Annotated in this window: 14 protein-coding genes; 2 read left to right on the top strand and 12 right to left on the bottom strand. The window is 45.6% G+C overall.

Annotated features, from left to right (window positions below; genetic code table 11):
- Positions 1–126 precede the first annotated feature (126 nt).
- From D1155_RS10275 to D1155_RS10245, 7 genes are all read right to left on the bottom strand, one after another.
- Entirely contained in the window at positions 127–1440 is a 1314-nt protein-coding gene (locus D1155_RS10275) for an aspartate kinase (protein WP_160202314.1), read from the bottom strand.
- 115 nt (positions 1441–1555) lie between these two features.
- Entirely contained in the window at positions 1556–2056 is a 501-nt protein-coding gene (locus tag D1155_RS10270; protein WP_160202313.1) for an O-acetyl-ADP-ribose deacetylase, read from the bottom strand.
- A complete protein-coding gene (locus D1155_RS10265) occupies positions 2053–2730 on the bottom strand; it encodes a gamma-glutamyl-gamma-aminobutyrate hydrolase family protein (protein ID WP_160202312.1) in 678 nt (225 codons plus the stop codon). The genes D1155_RS10270 and D1155_RS10265 overlap by 4 nt, the downstream gene beginning before the upstream one ends.
- Before the next feature lie 95 nt (positions 2731–2825).
- Complete coding sequence (gene gltA, locus D1155_RS10260; protein ID WP_160202311.1) at positions 2826–4214, bottom strand: NADPH-dependent glutamate synthase; 1389 nt, start codon at positions 4212–4214, stop codon at positions 2826–2828.
- Positions 4207–5061, bottom strand: coding sequence for a sulfide/dihydroorotate dehydrogenase-like FAD/NAD-binding protein (locus D1155_RS10255; protein ID WP_338547071.1), 855 nt, complete (start codon positions 5059–5061; stop codon positions 4207–4209). Before D1155_RS10255 ends, gltA begins: the two co-directional genes overlap by 8 nt.
- A gap of 17 nt (positions 5062–5078) precedes the next feature.
- Positions 5079–8585, bottom strand: a complete 3507-nt coding sequence (gene nifJ, locus D1155_RS10250; protein WP_160202347.1) for a pyruvate:ferredoxin (flavodoxin) oxidoreductase — start codon at positions 8583–8585, stop codon at positions 5079–5081.
- Positions 8586–8608: 23 nt separating this feature from the next.
- The gene (locus D1155_RS10245) at positions 8609–9862 is read right to left on the bottom strand and encodes a 4Fe-4S dicluster domain-containing protein (protein ID WP_160202310.1); all 1254 of its coding nucleotides are present in this window, start codon (positions 9860–9862) and stop codon (positions 8609–8611) included.
- Positions 9863–10632: 770 nt separating this feature from the next.
- Here D1155_RS10245 and D1155_RS10240 point away from each other — a divergent pair.
- Positions 10633–11772, top strand: a complete 1140-nt coding sequence (locus D1155_RS10240; protein ID WP_160202309.1) for an aldo/keto reductase — start codon at positions 10633–10635, stop codon at positions 11770–11772.
- 56 nt (positions 11773–11828) lie between these two features.
- On the opposite strand, the gene D1155_RS10235 is transcribed toward D1155_RS10240, so the two are convergent.
- Positions 11829–13091 (bottom strand): LCP family protein, encoded by a 1263-nt coding sequence (locus D1155_RS10235; RefSeq protein WP_160202308.1) that lies wholly within the window; start codon positions 13089–13091, stop codon positions 11829–11831.
- Between the two features lie 273 nt (positions 13092–13364).
- Between D1155_RS10235 and D1155_RS10230 the strand changes: the two genes are divergently transcribed.
- The gene (locus D1155_RS10230; protein ID WP_207709526.1) at positions 13365–13688 is read left to right on the top strand and encodes a hypothetical protein; all 324 of its coding nucleotides are present in this window, start codon (positions 13365–13367) and stop codon (positions 13686–13688) included.
- Positions 13689–13904: 216 nt separating this feature from the next.
- On the opposite strand, the gene D1155_RS10225 is transcribed toward D1155_RS10230, so the two are convergent.
- From D1155_RS10225 to D1155_RS10210, 4 genes are read right to left on the bottom strand one after another with little or no spacing between them, the layout of a single operon-like run.
- Entirely contained in the window at positions 13905–14477 is a 573-nt protein-coding gene (locus D1155_RS10225) for an N-acetylmuramoyl-L-alanine amidase (protein WP_160202307.1), read from the bottom strand.
- A gap of 2 nt (positions 14478–14479) precedes the next feature.
- Complete coding sequence (locus D1155_RS10220) at positions 14480–14677, bottom strand: holin (protein ID WP_160202306.1); 198 nt, start codon at positions 14675–14677, stop codon at positions 14480–14482.
- The gene (locus D1155_RS10215; protein ID WP_160202305.1) at positions 14670–14912 is read right to left on the bottom strand and encodes a hypothetical protein; all 243 of its coding nucleotides are present in this window, start codon (positions 14910–14912) and stop codon (positions 14670–14672) included. The genes D1155_RS10220 and D1155_RS10215 overlap by 8 nt, the downstream gene beginning before the upstream one ends.
- Positions 14913–14923: 11 nt before the next feature.
- On the bottom strand, positions 14924–19666 hold the full coding sequence (locus D1155_RS10210) for a hypothetical protein (protein ID WP_160202304.1): 4743 nt from the start codon (positions 19664–19666) through the stop codon (positions 14924–14926).
- Positions 19667–19671 lie beyond the last annotated feature (5 nt).

Below are 19671 nucleotides of genomic sequence, written 5' to 3'. Positions count from 1 at the left end.
ATAAGACAAAAGATAAGCCAGATTTGCACAACCGGGCACAACACGAGGTTTTGACAACAAAAAACAAGGCGCCCCGTCCTTTCAGCTGACGGTTTTGCGCCCTGCAGTTTTCTAAATCGTTATTCGTTATACAAATGCCTGATAGATGGCACGGATTGCCGTATCAAAGTCACGATTCTGTACTCCAACGATAATGTTCATTTCGCTGGAACCCTGATCGATCATTCTAATGTTAACCTCCGCTTCGGCAAGGGCTGTAAACAATGCCGCCGAAACGCCGCTTCTGCTGCTCATGCCGTGGCCCACTGTAGCAATGAGGGCGATATCCTCAAAAGTTTCCATGTGGTCAGGACTCAGCTGTTTTTCAAAAGCTTCCAGAAGTTCATCGAGTCGTCCGTCCAGACTTTTGTTGGAGACTACGACAGAAATAGTATCAATCCCGCTCGGCAAATGCTCAAAGTTGATATCCATATCCTCCAAGATTGCCAGGATTCTTCTGACAAAGCCTCGTTCACTGCTGAGCATATTTTTGTAAATCGCAATAACGGTAAAATCTTTACTGCCCGCAATGCCTGTTACAACATTTGTATTGCTTTCATCGTGCTCTGCCGTAATAATGGTTCCTGGATCCTCCGGCAAATTCGTATTTCTAATGTTAATTGGAATATTTGCGATTCTTGCTGGATAAATCGCGTCTTCATGCAACACCGACGCTCCCATATATGAGAGTTCCCGCAGTTCTTTATAAGAAATCTTATGAATCGGCTTCGGATTTTTTACAATTCTCGGATCCGCCATCAGAAAACCAGATACATCCGTCCAGTTTTCATAAATATCCGCATCCACTGCTCTTGCCACCAGAGAACCTGTAATATCAGAACCTCCTCTGGAGAAAGTCCGCACCTTGCCGTCCTCTGCATTACTGCCATAAAATCCAGGAAGTACAGCCCTCTCATGTTTTGCAAGCTCTTTGCGAAGCGCTTCATCGGTCGCTTCCTGCATCAGTCTACCTTTATTATCAAATAAAATAAGCCCTTCAGCATCAACAAAATCATACCCTAAAAAAGCTGCAATCAGTACAGCATTTAAATACTCACCACGACTTGCAATATAGTCAGAAGAGCAGCCCTTTTTCAGATTCTCTTTAATGATATCAAAGTGCCCCTGCAGGTCAACGTTAACATTCAAATTCAGCTGAACCGCCATAAATCTGTCCGTAATAACCTGAAAAACCTGTTCATAAGGCAGGTTATGTTCCATATGAGTCTTGCACAGATACAAAAGATCTGTAATTTTATTGTCTCCATCAAAACGTTTTCCCGGTGCAGATACAACGATGTACTTGCGGTCAGGGTCTGCTTCGATGATTTGCTTCGTCTTCATCAGCTGGATTCCGTCAGCAACTGAAGAACCGCCAAATTTCGCTACTTTTATTCCCATCTTCTACATTTTCCTCCATAATCAACAATCTTCTCTATTATATTATAACAGGAGATGTCTTGCAACGATTTTTTGTATCTTGTCCACAAAAAATCATTACTTTTGTGTTGCTTTTTCATAACAGTTCTCTGTAAATTTCCTCCGTCCTTGCGTCAAAGCACACCATCAGCACTTCTTCAATTCCGCTGCCCGAATGTGTTTTCAGGTAATTCTGTACCGTTTTCACCGCAATTTCTGCTGCCTCCACCTTTGGATAACCATAAACACCAGTGCTGATTGCAGGAAAGGCGATGGACCTTATCCCCAGTCGCTCCGCTTCCTCAAGACTACGCAAGTAGCAGCTTTCCAGTTTTTCTGCCTCGCCGTGGGCGCCTCCGCGATAAACAGGTCCCACCGTGTGAATTACATACTTTGCCGGCAGATTATATCCCTTCGTCACCTTTGCATCACCCGTTTCACAGCCGTGAAGAGACCGGCACTCTGCAAGAAGCTCAGGTCCTGCCGCTCTATGGATGGCGCCGTCTACTCCTCCGCCGCCAAGAAGGGCATTGTTTGCCGCATTGACAATGGCATCTACAGGTAACGTTGTAATACTGTCCGTGGTAATTCTAATCATAATTCCTCTTCCTTCCTCAGCCAAGCTTTGAGCAGTTTTTCTCCGTCTGCTCTGCTTTCCTTATCTCCATATAGGTACATCTTTTCCGGGTGCCACTGCACGCCCAGTACCTTCCCTCTGTTTTCTTCCATTTCGACAGCCTCCACCACTGTATCTTCTCCATCATTCCAGAAAGAAGCTACCTGTAAACCACTACCTATACGTCCTGCCCCCTGATGATGACGTGTATTGACAAAAGAATTCTCACCAAAGAGTCCATGCATACACGTACCTTGAACATGGATCACGCTGTGATAAAGCTCCGGCTCCCTCCTCTTGTGAGCCTCTGCGCATGGCAAATCCTGTATCAGCGTGCCTCCAAAGTATACGTTTAGAAACTGCATGCCTCTGCAAATCCCCAGCACCGGCATCTCTTTCTCCATAGCAAGATCCATCAGTGTAAGCTGCGCGCTGTCCAGTTCATCGTTGATGTCGTTGGAACCTTGGTCTTCTTCTCCCCAAAGCTTCGGATTCATATCCTGCCTGCTCCCTGGCAGCACCAGAGCGTCTGCTTCTGCCAATTCCTCCTCCGACAGTGATAAAAAAGGTTCTGCACCAAGTCTTTTAAATGCGTCTATATAGTCTTTGTACTCCTCTATAGCCGTCTTTGCGGCTGCAATCATAATCTTTTTCATAGAGTTTATTTTAGCAGAGTCCGCCGTAAAAATCCAGTAGCAACGCTATTAAAAAACGAAGCATGTTCCCATGCTCCGTTTTCTCTAAAGTCCATTTATTTACTCAAATACGCATCAATCCCTGCCGCTGCAGTTTTTCCTGCGCCCATAGCTTTGATTACCGTAGCTGCGCCGGTTACTGCGTCGCCGCCTGCGAAAATGCCGGGACGATTTGTTGCAGCAGCGCTGTCAGCGCCAATACCTCCACGGTCGTTTGCCGCCAGCTCCTCCGTGGTATCCAAAATCAGCGTGTTCAGCTTTGTGCCGATGGACATGATAACCATATCTACCGGAATCACATGATTTGAACCTTCCACTGTAACCGGTCTGCGTCGTCCGGAAGCATCCGGCTCGCCTAGTTCCATGGTGACGCATTCAATGCCTGTTACATGACCTTTTTCATCGCCTTTGATAGCAACCGGATTGGTCAGCAGCTTAAATACAATCCCCTCTTCCATAGCGTGATGTACTTCTTCCGCTCTTGCCGGAAGCTCATCCATGCTGCGGCGATAAATAATATAGACCTCGCTTGCACCCATGCGCTTTGCACATCTTGCGGCATCCATAGCCACGTTACCGCCGCCGACTACGGCAATCTTATCAACCTTCTGAATCGGTGTATCATATTCAGGCAGGTATGCCTTCATCAGATTGATACGGGTCAGATACTCGTTGGCAGAGCATACACCCAGCAGGTTTTCACCAGGAATCTTCATAAAGGATGGAAGACCTGCGCCAGTTCCGATAAACACAGATTCAAAGCCTTCTTCCTTCATCAACTCGTCGACAGTGATAGCGCGGCCAACGATAGCATTGGTAACAAACTTCACACCTTTTGCGGAAAGCTTTGCAACCTCAGCCGCTACAATCTCCTTCGGCAGACGGAACTGCGGAATGCCGTAAACCAGCACGCCGCCGGTCTTGTGCAAACTCTCGTAAACAGTTACTTCATAGCCTTTGTTGATCAAATCTCCCGCACATGCAAGTCCTGCAGGCCCCGCACCGATGACAGCCACCTTGTGGCCATTGCTTTCAGCAGGTTTGATTTCTTCATCGCCGTAGTTTGCAGCATGCCAGTCGGCTGCAAAGCGCTCCAAACGACCGATGGCAACCGGCTCGCCCTTGGTACCGTGAACGCACTTACCCTCGCACTGATTTTCCTGCGGACATACCCGGCCGCAAATTGCAGGCAGTGAACTGGTTTCACTGATAATCTGATAAGCTTCCTCAAATTCGCCTTCGGCGATTTTGGCAATAAAGTCAGGAATTTTAACCATGACCGGACAGCCGCTCATGCAAGGTTTTTTACGGCACTTGAGGCAGCGCATAGCCTCGCTTATAGCCATCTCCTCCGTATAGCCGCTGGACACCTCTAGAAAGTTCTTGTTGCGAACATCAGGCGCCTGTTCCGGCATTGGACATTTTTCTCTTGTTAAATTAATCATGGTAACGAACACCTCCTGTCAAGCGACAAACGTGAGCACGGTCAGTTGCTTCCTGCTCCGCATAGTATGCGTTTCTCTGAATCAATTCGTCCCAGTCAACAAGACTTCCGTCAAATTCCGGTCCGTCTACGCAGACAAACTTATCCTCGCCGCCGATGTTAGCGCGGCAGCCTCCGCACATGCCGGTTCCATCAATCATATATGCAGTCAAAGACGCTACAGACGGAATGTTGTGTTCTTCCGCCAGCTTGCAAACTAACTTCATCATAATCGGCGGCCCCACTGCAACGATTTCGTCGTACTGGTTTCCCTCTTCAATGAGGGCTTTCAGCTTGTCGGTGGTAAAAGCCTTTTCGCCGTAAGAACCGTCATCTGTCACCATGAACAGGCGGTCCGTCCCTGCGCGAAATTCCTCCTCTAAAATTACCAAATCTTTATTTTTAAATCCGGCAATCATATCGACTTCAATGCCGTGGTCATGCATACCCGTTGCCAACGGATATGCCAAAGCGTTTCCTGTGCCGCCGCCAACCACGCAGACCTTTTTCAATCCATCCATATGGGTCGGTTTTCCAAGAGGTCCTACAATATCTGCAAAACAGTCGCCCACTTCCAGCTGATCCATCAGCATAGTGGTTCTGCCCACTGCCGCATAAATGAGGTCGATAGTGCCATCCTTTTCGTTATGTCCTGCCATGGTGAGAGGAATTCTCTCACCATATTCATCAGTTCTCAAAATGATAAACTGTCCCGGTCTTGCCTTTCTTGCCACCAGCGGAGCATAGATGACCAGCCAGGTAATATTGTCATTGAGCTTTCTCTTGCTCACTACTTCAAACATTTTCATCGGGTGATCCTCCTCTCCTAATTATCAAAGCTCTTTTTCTGGTTCTGCAGGTGTGCATATCTATCCATCGCCATTTCCTCTGCTTTAGCAAAGAGCTGCTCTGCTCTTTCCGGGAACTTTAGCTGCAGGGAGTTGTAACGAACTTCTCCCATGATAAAGTCTCTGTAGCTTTCGCTAGGTGCCGGACTGTCGATGGACAGCGGGTTCTTTCCTTCTGCTGCTAGGTCCGGATTGAATCTGAGCAGATTCCAGTAGCCTGCGCGAACCGCGTTTTTCATTTCCAGCATTGCCTTGTTCATGCCGGCTTTCAGCCCCTGGTTGATACAAGGTGCGTAAGCGATAATCAGGGAAGGCCCGTCATAGCTTTCGGCTTCTCTGATTGCACGCAGGGTTTGCTCCGGATTTGCACCCATTGCAACCTGTGCTACATATACATAGCCGTAAGCCATAGCAATCTGGGCTAAATCCTTTTTCTTTACCGCTTTACCAGAGGCTGCAAATTTTGCAACAGCGCCGATTGGCGTAGCCTTGGAGGACTGTCCGCCGGTGTTGGAGTAAACTTCTGTGTCAAAGACCATAACGTTTACATTTTCACCGGAGGCCAATACGTGGTCAAGACCGCCATAGCCGATATCGTACGCCCAGCCATCACCGCCGAAAATCCACATGGACGGTTTGATGAGCATATCTTTATTTTCTAATACGTATTTTGCGTCAACGTTTTCATCTGCAACTTTCGTACAGGCCTCTTCCAGAATTTTTCCAGTTTCTTCCGCTGCCTTAGCATCGTCCATAGAAGCAAGCCATGCCTTTGCAGGAATACCTACTGTATCCACAAGCCGCTCTACTGCTGACTTCATTTCACCGCGGCGCGCCTGCATAGACATTGCCATACCCAGACCGAACTCCGCATTATCTTCAAAGAGCGAATTTGCCCACGCAGGTCCTCTGCCCTCTTTGTTTACAGTGTACGGTGTGCTCGGTGCGCTGCAGCCCCAAATAGAGGAACAACCCGTCGCATTGGCGATATACATTCTGTCACCAAAGAGCTGCGTTACCAGCTTTGCATAAGGAGACTCGCCGCAGCCCGGACATGCGCCGGAGAACTCAAGAAGCGGCTGTTTGAACTGGGAACCCTTTACGGTATTAACGCCAAACGGTACTTCCTTTTCAGTCACCTCACTGAACAAATAATTGTATTTTTCCTGCGCTGCAGAAACCACTTCGTCCTCTGCCGGTACGATTTCCAGCGCCTTCTTTCTGGCAGGGCAAACCTGAGCACAGGATCCGCAGCCGGTGCAGTCCAGTGCGGAAATACCCAGGGTAAAGAACTTACCGGAAACGCCTTTCATAGCAAGATAATCGCCGTTTACCGGATCGATTTCTGTTTCGTCCAGTACAAACGGTCTGATGACGCCATGCGGGCATACGTAGGAGCACCAGTTGCACTGCATGCAGTTTGCCTTGTTCCATACAGGAACATCCGTGGCAATGCCTCTCTTCTCAAAGGCTGCCGTTCCTGCCGGAATACAGCCGCTAGCTGTCGTCAGGAAAGTTGATACCGGAACATTGTCGCCGGTCAAAGTGTTGGTCGGTACCAGAATATCGTTGAGGTAATCGGTGTGCGCCTGATCGCGGCCGCAAAGCTTTGGAGCCGGTGCATCATCAGGAGCGTCAACCCAGCTTTCTGGGACTTCTACTTTATGGACATTGGCAACACCGGCATCAACTGCCGCCATGTTCATCGCAACAATTTTTTCGCCTTTTTTGCCGTAGGTATTTTTGATTGCAGCTTTCATATAGCCTACTGCTTCCTCAATTGGAATAATATCAGCCAACTTAAAGAATGCAGCCTGCAGTACCGTATTGGTTCTTCTTGCGCCGAGACCGATTTCCTTTGCGATAGAAACAGCGTCGCAGGTATAGAATTTGATGTTGTTACGGGCGATATATCTCTTTACTGTCGCAGGCAAGTGGGTATCCAATTCCTCATCGCTCCATACGCAGTTGAGAAGGAAGTAACCGCCCGGCTTTACGTCCTGCACCATCTCATAGCGGTTCAGATATGCCGCATTATGGCAGGCAACAAAGTCAGCCTGTTTTACATAATAAGAAGATTTAATCGGTTCATCGCCAAAACGCAGGTGAGAAATGGTCACACCGCCAGACTTCTTGGAGTCATACTGGAAGTATGCCTGTACCTTCTTATCCGTGTGGTCGCCGATGATTTTTACGGAGTTCTTATTCGCGCCAACTGTTCCGTCTGCACCCAGACCCCAGAATTTGCAAGCCTTTGTTCCCTTTGGCGCAACGTCAGGATTTTCACTGACAGCAAGAGATAATCCGGTCACATCATCAGTGATGGAAATGGTGAATTCCTTCTTCGGCTCATCTGCCCAAAGATTTTCGTAAACCGCCAGAATATCACCCGGTTGCGTGTCCTTCGAGCCAAGACCGTAACGCCCGCCTGTTACCAGACATTCCTCAAAGCGACTGCCCCGCAGTGCGGAAATTATATCAAGATATAAAGGCTCGCCTACGCCGCCCGGCTCTTTGGTTCTATCCAGTACAGCAATTTTCTTCACCGTTTCAGGCATCACGTTTAACAGATATTTGGTAGAAAACGGTCTGTAAAGATGAACTTCTATAATACCGACCTTCTTACCCTTTGCAAGGAGATAGTCCACAACTTCTTCCGCAGCGTCGCATACAGAGCCCATAGCTACGATGATTTCTTCTGCATCAGGCGCACCGTAATAGTTAAACGGTTTATAGTTTGTGCCGATTTTAGCATTGACTTTTTCCATATAGGTATTGACAATATCCGCAGTTTCCAGATATGCCGTGTTGCACGCTTCTCTGTGCTGGAAAAAAGTTTCCGGCTGCTCCGCTGAACCCATGCTGTGTGGGTGCGCAGGGTGAATAGAACGTGCCTTGAAAGCCTTTACTGCGTCCCAGTCCACCATTTCTTTTAAATCCTCATAGTCCCAGATTTCAATTTTCTGGTTTTCGTGAGAGGTTCTGAAACCATCAAAGAAGTGGAGCATTGGCAGCTTTCCTGCTATGGTTGAAAGATGCGCTACTGCAGCAAGATCCATAGCCTGCTGCACGGAATTTGACGCCAGCATAGCAAAACCAGTCTGGCGACAGCCCATCACGTCGGAATGGTCCCCGAAGATGGAAAGGGCGTGAGTTGCCAGTGCTCTTGCAGCCACATGAAATACCGTCGGCGTCTGCTCTCCAGCTAATTTATACATATTTGGAATCATCAGAAGCAATCCCTGAGAGGCTGTAAAGGTGGATGTGTAAGCACCGGCTGTAATAGAGCCGTGCACCGCCCCGGCCGCACCGCCTTCTGATTCCATTTCAATGATTTTTACTTTTTCTCCAAAGATATTGGTTCTATCCTGAGAAACCCATTCGTCCATACTCTCTGCCATCGGAGATGATGGTGTGATTGGATAAATGGCTGCTACCTCAGAAAAAGCATATGCCACGTGTGCTGCAGCAGTGTTTCCGTCCATGGTCTTTAATTTTCTCACCGTAATCACTCTCCTTTCCTCATAGCAAGAGCTGCTTCCTGTAAATAGCTGTACTCTGGCACTTCCCGCTCCTTAATAATACCTCTGGCGCAGATATACTGACAGACCTGACAGTTTTCGCAGATTTCTGAATCGACCACTGCATGCGCTTCTTCCATATAAATCGCACCGTTTGGACAATTTGCCGCACAGTCGCTGCAGCCAATACATGCGCTGTTGCAGACAGAAGCTTTGTCCTCGTAATCTGCGGTGGATACACACGGTACCATCTTTGCGCCTTTGTACGGCACCATGACAATCAACTTCATCGGACATGCGTAAGTACAATCTTTACATCCCACACATTTGTCAGGATCTACCTGCGCACTTCCGTCTACGACTTTGATTGCGCCATAGCGACAGACTTTCGTGCAGTCCCCCTGTCCTGTGCAGCCGGTAGTGCAAATACCGAGGTCTTTCGCGTCCAGTTTAGCCGCTTCAGCGCAGGTTGCTGCTCCCGCTGCCTGGTATGCCTTCTCGTTCCTACTGCCGTTACATCTGACAAAAGCAACCTTTTCCTTTAATTTTGTTAAATCATGCAGGGTATCCACGATGATTTTTTTCTTGCACTTCACTGTACATGCCACACAGCCGACACACTTGTCATAGTCAATGACTGCATGGTTATCGACAATTTCCACTGCGCCCTCCGGACAAGCACGAACACAGTCCCCACAGCCGATGCAGCCATATCCACAGATTTCCCTGACTCTGTCATCATCCTCATCCCGATTGGAACACGGAATAAAGTTGGTCGCCTCTCTTGGAATCATGCGGATAAGCCCCTGTACACAAGCGCCTTCAGCCGCACATGCACCGCAACCGTTACACTTTTCAGGGTCGATGATAACATCTCCGTCAACCAGCTTCATAGCGCCGAATCTACAAGTCTTTGTACAGTCTCCGCAGCCGATGCAGCCATATCGGCATTCGCCCCGCAAAAATCCTTCGGCAACCGCCTCGCGGCAGGTTTTTCCTGAAAAGCGCTTTTTCCCTGCGGAATCACCACTGCAGGCAACGAAAGCAATTTCATCCTTTGCCGCTTTACGTTCTCTTCCCGTCACTTCTGCAATGGCATTCACAGCTTCCTGCGTGCAGGCAGGACAAAGAGCTACGCTCGATCCGTCTGCAATGCTTTCTGCACAAGCCCTGCAGGTTTCCTTGCCGCAACCGCCACAGCAGTCAGCACCTGGCAGAAGTGCTAAGATTTTAGCAATCATAATAGAATCCTCCTTTTACACAAAATCGTTATTTTACACGAAATATTCTGTATACAACTTTTTTTCATATTACATTTATCATATTTTCAAGTCAATACAAAATGCCTGTTGCTATTGAAAATCCAATGTTCTTTTTGAAGTACATGCATCACAAAAAAACAAAAAACGCCAATTTTCAACGCTTTCGTACTGTTAGGTGCTAAAGTGCTTTAATTGGTTAAACTGTGTGATTTTAGGACGATTTTTGGATGATTTTCCAAATTTAACGCCGTAAGGCGCAATACAGTTTTCCCATCCATTTTGCGCGCAACCCTATGAAATTTTTATATCTAGTCACCTTCATTACCGCGCCATATTTAAGTTCGTTTTTCCTTCTTATGGCGTCGAAGGGTTGAAATACGCCATGTTCTATAGACTTTTAACAAAGAATGGCGGCGGCACGCCATAAACGGATAAAATCTACTAAATAGCGGCGCTGTGCCGCCAGGTTCATTTTGAATTAATGGAAACATGGCGCAATCTCCAAAGCAGATAATCATATGCACCTGTCATTTTTCTGCAATGCTTTATAAGTTCTGGATTTGCCCGCCATTAGTCTGTAAAAACACGATAAATATGGCACTTTTTATCACCTTAACGCCAGACTTTCAACAAACAAGACAAAATGTGGCGCCCATTTCCCTTCCATGTATAACACGCTTCGGATAGCCCATTGAACTGAGACACCAATTCCTGTATAATATCTATTATATTGAAACAAGGAGGCTCCTATGAACTACACAGATTTTCACGGGAAACAGATTTCCCGTCTGGGCTTTGGCATGATGCGTCTGCCAATGGATGAGAACGGTATCATTGATTACGAAAAAGGGCAGAAAATGATTGATACAGCGTTGGCAAAAGGTATCACCTATATCGATACCGCTTATAAATATCACGACGGCGAGTCGGAGAACTTTGTCGGCGAAGCCCTGTCCAGACACCCTAGGGACAGCTACTGCCTGGCGGACAAAATGCCTTGCTGGCTTTGCGAAACCGCAGATGATCTGCGCAAAATCTTTGAGGATCAGCTGCGCAAATGCAAGACTGACTACTTTGATTTTTATCTGATTCACAGCCTCGGTGAAGGCGACCTTGAAGCTGTAGAAAAACTGCAGGTCGTTGACTACTTATCAAAGGAAAAGGCTGCAGGCCGCATTCATCATCTGGGAGCGTCCTTTCACTGTGGGCCTGATTTTCTCCGTGAAACTCTGACAAAATATGGAGACTGCCTGGAATTTATTCAGCTGCAGCTCAATTATTTTGACTGGGAAAACGGAAACGCAAAAGATGTCTATAAGGTTGCCCGGGAGTTTGATAAACCAATTGTAGTTATGGAGCCGATTCGCGGCGGCATGTTGGCAAATCCGCTCAGCGAAAAAGCCTGTCAGATTTTAAACAGCACAGGCACTGGCGCAAGCTATGCGTCTTACGCCCTGCGCTTTGCCAATGAGCTGCCAGGCGTTCTTTGCACCCTGTCCGGTATGTCCGAACTTTCTCAGCTTGAGGAAAACATCGAAATCTTCCAAGGACCTACTTTGAGTGAAGCTGAAAAGCAGGCAGTCGACGATGCAGTAAAAGTCCTTCAGGCAGACATCCTGGTTCCTTGTACTGGCTGCAACTACTGCTATGAATGTCCGCAGGAAATCAAGATTCCGGATATTTTCAAACTGTACAATGAAGCAGCAAGCAAGGGTTTTCACTATATTTGGGGTTCCTTATCAGGTCAATACAATGCGATCACGCCAAACGGAAAAGACTGCATCGGCTGTGGAAACTGCGAGTCCCACTGTCCGCAGAAAATCAAGATTATCGAGAAATTAAAAGAAATCGATAACAAATATAAGGAGCTAGCTGAAATCGGCGAGTAATTAAAAGACACTGCATTTCCCTTTTGGGAATACAGTGTCTTTTGGTTTGATGTGATTTAATACAGCTCCGTGTCATAGCTGATGTCCTGATTAATCTGCTGACAGGTATCTGACAGCTGGTAATCCTCCTGTCCAAAAGCTCGTTTGTGCAGCCACTTTACGTTAGACTCCAAGGTCATCGGCACCACATAGGAAATGCCTCTAAGCAGGTCAGCCCAGTATTCATTCGGCCAGCTGACGCTCTTGCCAAAATGATATCTCGGCGCCTGAATTACCGCTGTATACATCTGCGTCTGACTCATATTGGTTCTGATATTTGGAAATACCGTGTCAGACAGTTCTTTTAACTTCCATGGGTGGGTCAAAGCCTTTTTCATAACTCCTGCAACCACAGCTTTGTAGCGTCTGCTTCTGCCTGCATCACCCCCGCTGGTCTTTCTGATTCTGCAGTAGGTCGTTGCCTGTACACCATCTAGCGTCTGTTTGCCTGTTTCCGTTATTTCGTGATAATCTCGTCCGACATTTTCTGCCGTATCCGGTCCCCAATGGTTCATATCGTTGATTTCGTTTTCCTTGACGTTGACGGTAATACCACCCAGACAATCCACTGCGTCTGCCACAGCTTTCCAGTTAAAGATGACAAACTCGTCAATATTCAAATCCAAACTCTGATTCAATGAGGCGCAAGTATTTACACCACCCGCATAGTGATGAGCATGGGTAATCTTGTCCAAAATAGATGTGCCATCCATATATTCCATTCTCAGGTAAGAATCACGCATGACAGAAATCAGTTTTATCTCTCCAGTAGACTTTTTAATACTCATGATGATGATAGCATCAGTTCTGCTGCCGTCATAACCCTCATCAGCTCTGGAATCTACGCCCAGAATTGCAATATTCCTATATCCGCTCAAATCGTCTTCTACCTGCGGATCAATAGCAAAAGCACTTTTCTCCGTTTCCACCTTATCAAAATTTCCCGTCAAAGCGTAGAATAGCCCGGTAAAAGCCAACAAAAATACCATGAACAGCATGATAAGATTTCGGATAAGCTTCCCCGGTCTAAATCTATATTTTTTCTTTTTCTTCTGTTTTTGTTTGCCTTTCGTTGATGCGCAGGCACCAGTACCAGCAGATTTGGCAGTGCTGCCTGCCCTGCTTTTAGTCTGGGACTTTCCGCTTTTACGCCTTTGCGCTTCCCGGGCATAACGTTCTTCTTCCTTAGCATATTCCGGGTCTGATAACTGCCGTATCAGTTCCTTGCTGTATTTCATGCCCTCATAATTTTCGGTTTTCTTATTTCGATCGTTTCTCAAAATTCTATTTCCCCTCTTAGTTTGATTAACATCATACTTTCGATTATACAAGGTTTTTAGTAAAATTTCAACAAAATAGTCCATGATGAAAGTCTAACGATTTTCCTACAAAAAAGTTCTAATTATCTGCCCCTTTCAATTCCCATCATTACGTTTGCTTATGTGCTTACTAAAATTTTTTTGTTAGTTATTTGTGTATTTTTATAAACGGACACTGGTACTGCGTTCTGTAGATGATTTTCGAATCACAAGACATCGCAAGTGTCTTGAGCGTTGGCAGAGATTGAGATGATTTCTGAGGTGCTACCGCTAGTATGCGATCCTGTTATGACAAACGAGATAGTAGGCTATATGAAAGAACTTTCAATTCCAGAGCTGACTCCTGTTCCCGACACATCAGCCATTGCTTCTGAAGATTTTGCGACCATCGCTGAGAAAATTCCCAACGTATTCATGTATCTTTTGGCTGGATATATGGACGAGCGAGGAGATGTCCCTGCACATAATCCCAGGCTTCAGTTCAATGAAAACGTCTGCCCAATCGGCTCTGCATATTTAACGCAATGCACAGTCCGGTGGCTAAAAGAACATCAATAAATCAAACGAAGACGACCTTGCTTTCCTTTTCGGTCTTGATCCCCTTCCATAACATCTGTTACCAAAAAACAAAAATACCCATCCGATGATGGGTATTTCCGTTTTGGTGCGCCATAAGGGACTCGAACCCCTAACCTTCGCATTCGTAGTGCGTAATATAACGTGTATTTTTCAACGTTTTTATAAATAGTTGCACAAAAGGTGCAACATTTCATCTTATTTATACTTCTCCCAGTACTTAATCAGCGCCCTTGCTGTCGCCTTGCCGTAGTTTCGCAGTTCCTTCTGCGTGTCAAAGCCTTTCCGGTCAGTTTTATTATCCACAAAGCCGTATTCCACCAGCACCGGCACGCCGACACCTTTCAGGAAATATAGGTCTTTGGTATATTTGATGCCTCTGGTATTCTGACCTTCCTTTTTCAGTTCGCCGATGATAAGATTTGCAAGCACCTTGCCGAGGCGGCTCTTTGTCACTGTGCCTTTCCAAACCCAGATTTCATCACCATCACCGCCGCCTGCATTAAAATGTGCGTCAATGGATACCACTCTGTAACCTTTCGCCTTGTAACGTGCCATATCCGCAACATGAGCCGCAAGGGACATGCCGCTGCCGTCCTTTTCCGGATATGCTACTTTGTATGTACGACCTTTGTGTGCCAGCAGCTCTTTTCGGCAAGCCTCCATTACAGTTCTCGCCATGTCTGCTTCTACAAACTTTCCGCTGACAGCGCCGGGATCTGTGCCGCCGTGCCCTGCTGACAAATAAAATAAAATTGGTTTCTTTGCCATTTCTATGCCTCCTCATCAACTTCCGGCAATCCTGCCACGCTGGTAAGCATAGATAATACCCCCGCCAGAACAGCAGCTGACGCCGTTACCTGCCAGCTGACATCTTCCAGTACTACGCTTGTCCCAATCATGGCAATAGCTGCCTGTGCCATCGTCTTAATTGCTCTAATTCCTGCTGCCTTAAACCATTTCTTACTCATTTTCTTCTACCTCCTTAAGCTCCGCTCTAATTTCGTCAATTCGTTTCCATGCAGTTCCTAAACTTCCTTCTACTTTTGTCATTCGTTCCACTAAATGATTGTGCTTGTCTACCTTTTCTTCGAGTTGTGACAGACGGTATGTAACCAATGCGGTTGTCTTGTTGTTGGCAAAATAGCTGCCAAAGACAGTACCCAGAAAGGCAATTCCTGCCACGATAATTGATGATAAATCCATGTCTACCTCCTTTATGCGTATGGGTTATGCGCATTCCAATTTGCTAAGGCTTGGAATATGTATGCCTTCTCATATCTTGAATAAGTTGTCCTATCCAGATATGCCACTAATTCAGCTGTAGAATAATGATTGTTTCCATTCGTGTCAGCACCTTTTGCAATCTTTCTGACCTCTTTCGGCTTTATGCCAAGGGTATACAAGTTCTTTGCGTTCCGATATGCATGTTCTGACAGTTCACCGCCAAACACAGCATTTGCTTCCTTATAGGTTTCTGCTCCACCAGCTAATAATTTCATAGTCTTTGTCACAGAACCATCTGAATCAACATAATTATCCCTTGCCTTGTAAAGCGTCTCGAACCGGTCAATATCCATGCCGCTCTTTTCATAAGCCTTTTTCTGATTTTTGCCCATCTGCGCAACTTTATATTTTTCCTTAGAGATTCCCTTATCCATGAGAAATTCCATTGTGGCTTTATCCTTTGCTGCATCATAGACCTTTTTAATTGCCTGCTTCTTCTCAACGTCACTCATATTCTGATACTTTTCCGTTGAAAAAAGTTCTTGCAACCCTTGCTGCGAATACCTGCCCTTTGCCTTTTTATACAAAGTCAAATCATGTTCACTCATGTGATAATTAACGCCATCAAACTTTTTGTCATACTCTTCCGGCTTTGTACTCTTAGGCACAATGTCACTGAATTCACCAAGTCTGTCACCAAGACTGTAAATTTCTTTATCAACAGAGGAATCTCTTGTTTTTTTCAAACTCCCTGGATTCAGGAAATTATCAAAAATTGCTTTTCCATAATCACCAAGCGACTTTTTCTCTTCTGTCTCACCCCAGTTATTTACATAAGCAGGATTTGTAAGATTGAGTCCTGGAACTTTATTCTTCATACTGTTAAAGAATGTCTCATATCCTCGAACTTCTTTAAGACTAGTCGTGGAAGTCGTGTTCTTCTTCTCAGGGGTAATGGTTTTTGCAATATTGCTAAACAGACTAGGTATCATTTGTGACGCTCCTGCTTCTGCCATGTTTTGCAGGACGCTCAGTGTAGAGTTACCACCACCAAATGCTACATCAAGCACATTATTCAAACTTGACAGCATGGACAAATTGAATACCGGGTCTGTTATCTTCGACATGAACGGTAGAATCTGTTCAGGTGACATGCCGTTTTTCTGTGCATGTGAACCTGCCTCTACACCAACGAAAAATGGCATTGACATGGGCGCCGCCCAGTCCATCGTATAAGTATAATCTCCGATTTTGATGGAATAGGACTGTTCCCCATTCATCTCTCTGAATTTTCCTTCATTCGTTGTCGTATCAAGTTCGCCCTGTGCAAGTCCTTTCGCTCCCATATAGCCGCCTACCAGCATAATTCCTGAACCGGTAAGTCCAGATGCAATATCGTCAATTGCTTTCGCCAGCTTAATCACATCGCCTTTTGCAGACACAATTTTCCCCATGCCTCGAATAAGCCCAACGGGGGAATAGTCAAAACCTCTACGAATAATATTGATGGGGGTTTTGGTGAACGGAACAGTTACGTCGAGCGCCATGCTTCCCGCCTTTTTCAACACCTTCTCACTTGTTTTTTCACCAGGTATCCTGTTGAGTGGAGTATTTGCATACTTCTTAAATTTTGCAAGCTGATCTGATAAAACATTTGCGTCTCTGTACGTACTCTTTAACGCATCTTCAGACGCATATTCTCTTGCCATTCTTAAGATATCTTCGCTGGCGTCATCAATATTCCTTATTCCCTGTGCCTTTAAATACTTTGCATATGCGTTTCTGTAGGAAAGTTCAATGAAAAATTCATCTTCCTTTTCCAGTGAGTCACCGCTTAACCTCCGGAAAAATTCAAGCACCTTATTATCAAATACTTTTGATTCCATCGGTCTTGAATTATCAAGAAACTTTGACGTTCCATTCATCAAAGTTTCTTTCACAGCTTTAAAATCCTCTTTGCCTGCATTTACGAGGCTTCGGTCTGCTCCGCTAAACGGGTTTAAGATTGAAGTAGTCCTACCCCCGTTTCTCAGCACTGCCTTCTCCATGCCTGTAGCAATAACATTCTTTACGTTTTTAACAGGAACAAAAAGAGCATTGCCCAGTATATTTTTGATATGTGTCTTCGGATTTAACAACATGGCCATATACCGCCATGAATTAACCTTGTTCGACCAGCCGGGCGGGATTTGGTTGTGCGCTTCAATCGCAATTTGCCTTGCGGCTTTATACGCATCTGCTTCTGTCTTTGCATTTAAAAGTTCATCATAGAGTTCTTTTGGGATTTCAATCGTTTGTCCCGTTGCTTTTTCAAGCTTCGTAACCTGTCTTGCCGCGCTTGTTACTTTGCCTTCTGGAGTAAGATTCTTAAATATTTTGCTTGCCTGTAATGTTCTCCCTGCCTCTGACTCCATCGCTGACACATCAGCCAACACCTTGCTCAAACTGTCATAGTCACCACACTTGATGTATTCATCTGCAAGAACATAGCCTTTAGCAATATCCCCACTGGTAGCTTGCTTACCTTCTTCCATAATGCTGTCAAAGGAATTTCTTACTTTCGTGATATCTTCTTTGACAAGGCTTTTCGCATCATCAATTACCGTTTTATTGGTAACGGTATATTTTGCGTGAAGTCCCTCATTGATGTCTTTCTGCAATCTTGACTTCGCCGCACTATCCATGATATCACTGTTGTATAAAGTTTTTGCTGCTTGTGATGTCTCACCATATGGCGTAGCGTTTGGCACGCCGTTATCCATGCCATACCGTTTAGCATTTAAATCCTTTGTGGAGTGTTTATATGTATCTGCGCCAAGGTCTTTATGCAGTGAATCAACGAATTCATCGTTGCTTTTTGCTGCTGAGTCGGGTATACTATTATTAAATCCAGCCATATCAATGGGCGTTTCGGGCGTAGGGTTAAGGGCGTTTGCCACAGAACCACTTGATGCGTTGGTGCCGACACCTTTGGGGTCGGCTTTTTTTATGTACGCAGATACAATATTCAACGTCTTTGAGTTGCTATCTGGTACAGCTACCGCCACATAGTAATGCCCATCAATTCTCTTTGAGAACCTGACCATTGAGGCCTGAGTCTGGTCACTATTGGAAAACTCTCTGCTTTTCAATGGAGTCCCGTCTTGATTACGCAAAAGTTCTATCGTATCATAGTCGTCAAGTACATAGCCCATTCTTGCGATATCGTTTGAATCTGCCATACTCATATCCGCTTTACCATTCGCACCATGTCTTGTGTCAATATGTTCTTGAATCGTTGATGTTTTTAATCTGTGCTTATACCCCGACACATCTACTCCGGTAACAGCCTTTACATCTGCTGCTTCTCTCTGTCCTACAGCGGAAAAATCCTTAAAATCTTTCTTTTTTCTGACTCCATTACGACTGTTTTCAACAAATTGTTTCAGTTCTCTGTCTGTTGCGTTCACATATTGATTAAACGTCGCTTTATGTTCTGGTGCAACATGTTCAGCCTTCACATGGGAGGTCTTTTCAGTTGGCAATAACGCCTTCTTTTGTAGTGCCGCCTTTGCTTCGTTAAAAGACCTCGGCGCAGGTGCCTTGACCTTCTGGTTTGCTTTTTGCTCTGGAAGAGTTGCCTTCATGGCATTATCATATGTATGCTGCGTCTTTTCCAGCTTAAGTTCCGCCTGCTTGAATTTCTTTTCCGCTGCTGATAACTTCTTCTGTCTCATCTCATTTAGCTTCGCAACATTTTCAGTTTTCTTAGCCGCTTTAGACTGTAAAGAATTCTCAACCTTGGACAGCTTATTTTGCGCAGAGATATATTCATTTTGCGCCGTTTCTACAGCCTTTTTAGACTTACTGAGCGCATTTTTCTGTGACTCCTGCGCAAAGTCCATGTAGCTTTTATCGACTTTTACATTCTTAACTTTGCCGTCCACAACTCGCTGCACAGTTTTCTTGCCGGAACCCTTTTTTAGAGCTTTTAAAGCAGTAGGCGCAATTTCCACTGCGCCCCCTGTAACAAAATCTAATGCAGCACTTTCAGCCATATGTTTTTTCCACTCTTTAGAACCAACTTTCATACCCTCAGCGCGGGCAGATTGGCTGTTCATGAAAGTACCTACTGTAGCATCAGCTACCGCTCCTTTAACCAATCCTTTCGCAACATTTGCCGCTTGTTTCTTTGCTGCATGTTCAACGGCTTTTGTAGTCGCATTCTGTCCGGCTTTTGTCAGAGTTTTGCGGGCGGCAGACTTCATTAATCCTGCCTTTGCCGCCTTTGACACCAGCCTCTTCCCTGTCTGCGATGTAACAACCTTTGTTGCTGCTTTCCCCGCAACTTTGCCTACACCACCATAACCAAGACCATAGCCAGCCATATTGCCGCCTATATTACCAACCTTATAAGAACCAGATTGATACAGCTTTTTCGTATCAATATTCTTGTTACCTGCAGACATTTTTGTGCCAAGAGTTGCAGAAGTAATACCATCCCAGAACCCCAGTATTGCCCTAGGTGTTTTATAATCCGTCCACGCTTTATAGAATACCTTCTTTGTCTTGTCGTTCATCTTGTGGGGATTCTTACTCTGCGTGCCCTGCCCTGACTTTGCCTTCGTGTTCTTCGGCTTTGGCAAGGTTGCTTTCTGAGACTTCTTGGAAGTCTTTGACCTCGTTATCTTTTTCAATTGTTCACTGGCTTTTTTGGACTTTCCAGTTTTTAAATCTAAATCTATGAAGTTCATACATA

This window comes from Anaerotruncus sp. 80 (assembly GCF_009936115.1).
GTDB classification, from domain to species: domain Bacteria; phylum Bacillota; class Clostridia; order Peptostreptococcales; family Anaerovoracaceae; genus Senimuribacter; species Senimuribacter intestinalis.
The sequence above is the reverse complement of the archived record's forward strand: the minus strand, read 5'-3'. Positions and strand labels throughout refer to the sequence as shown.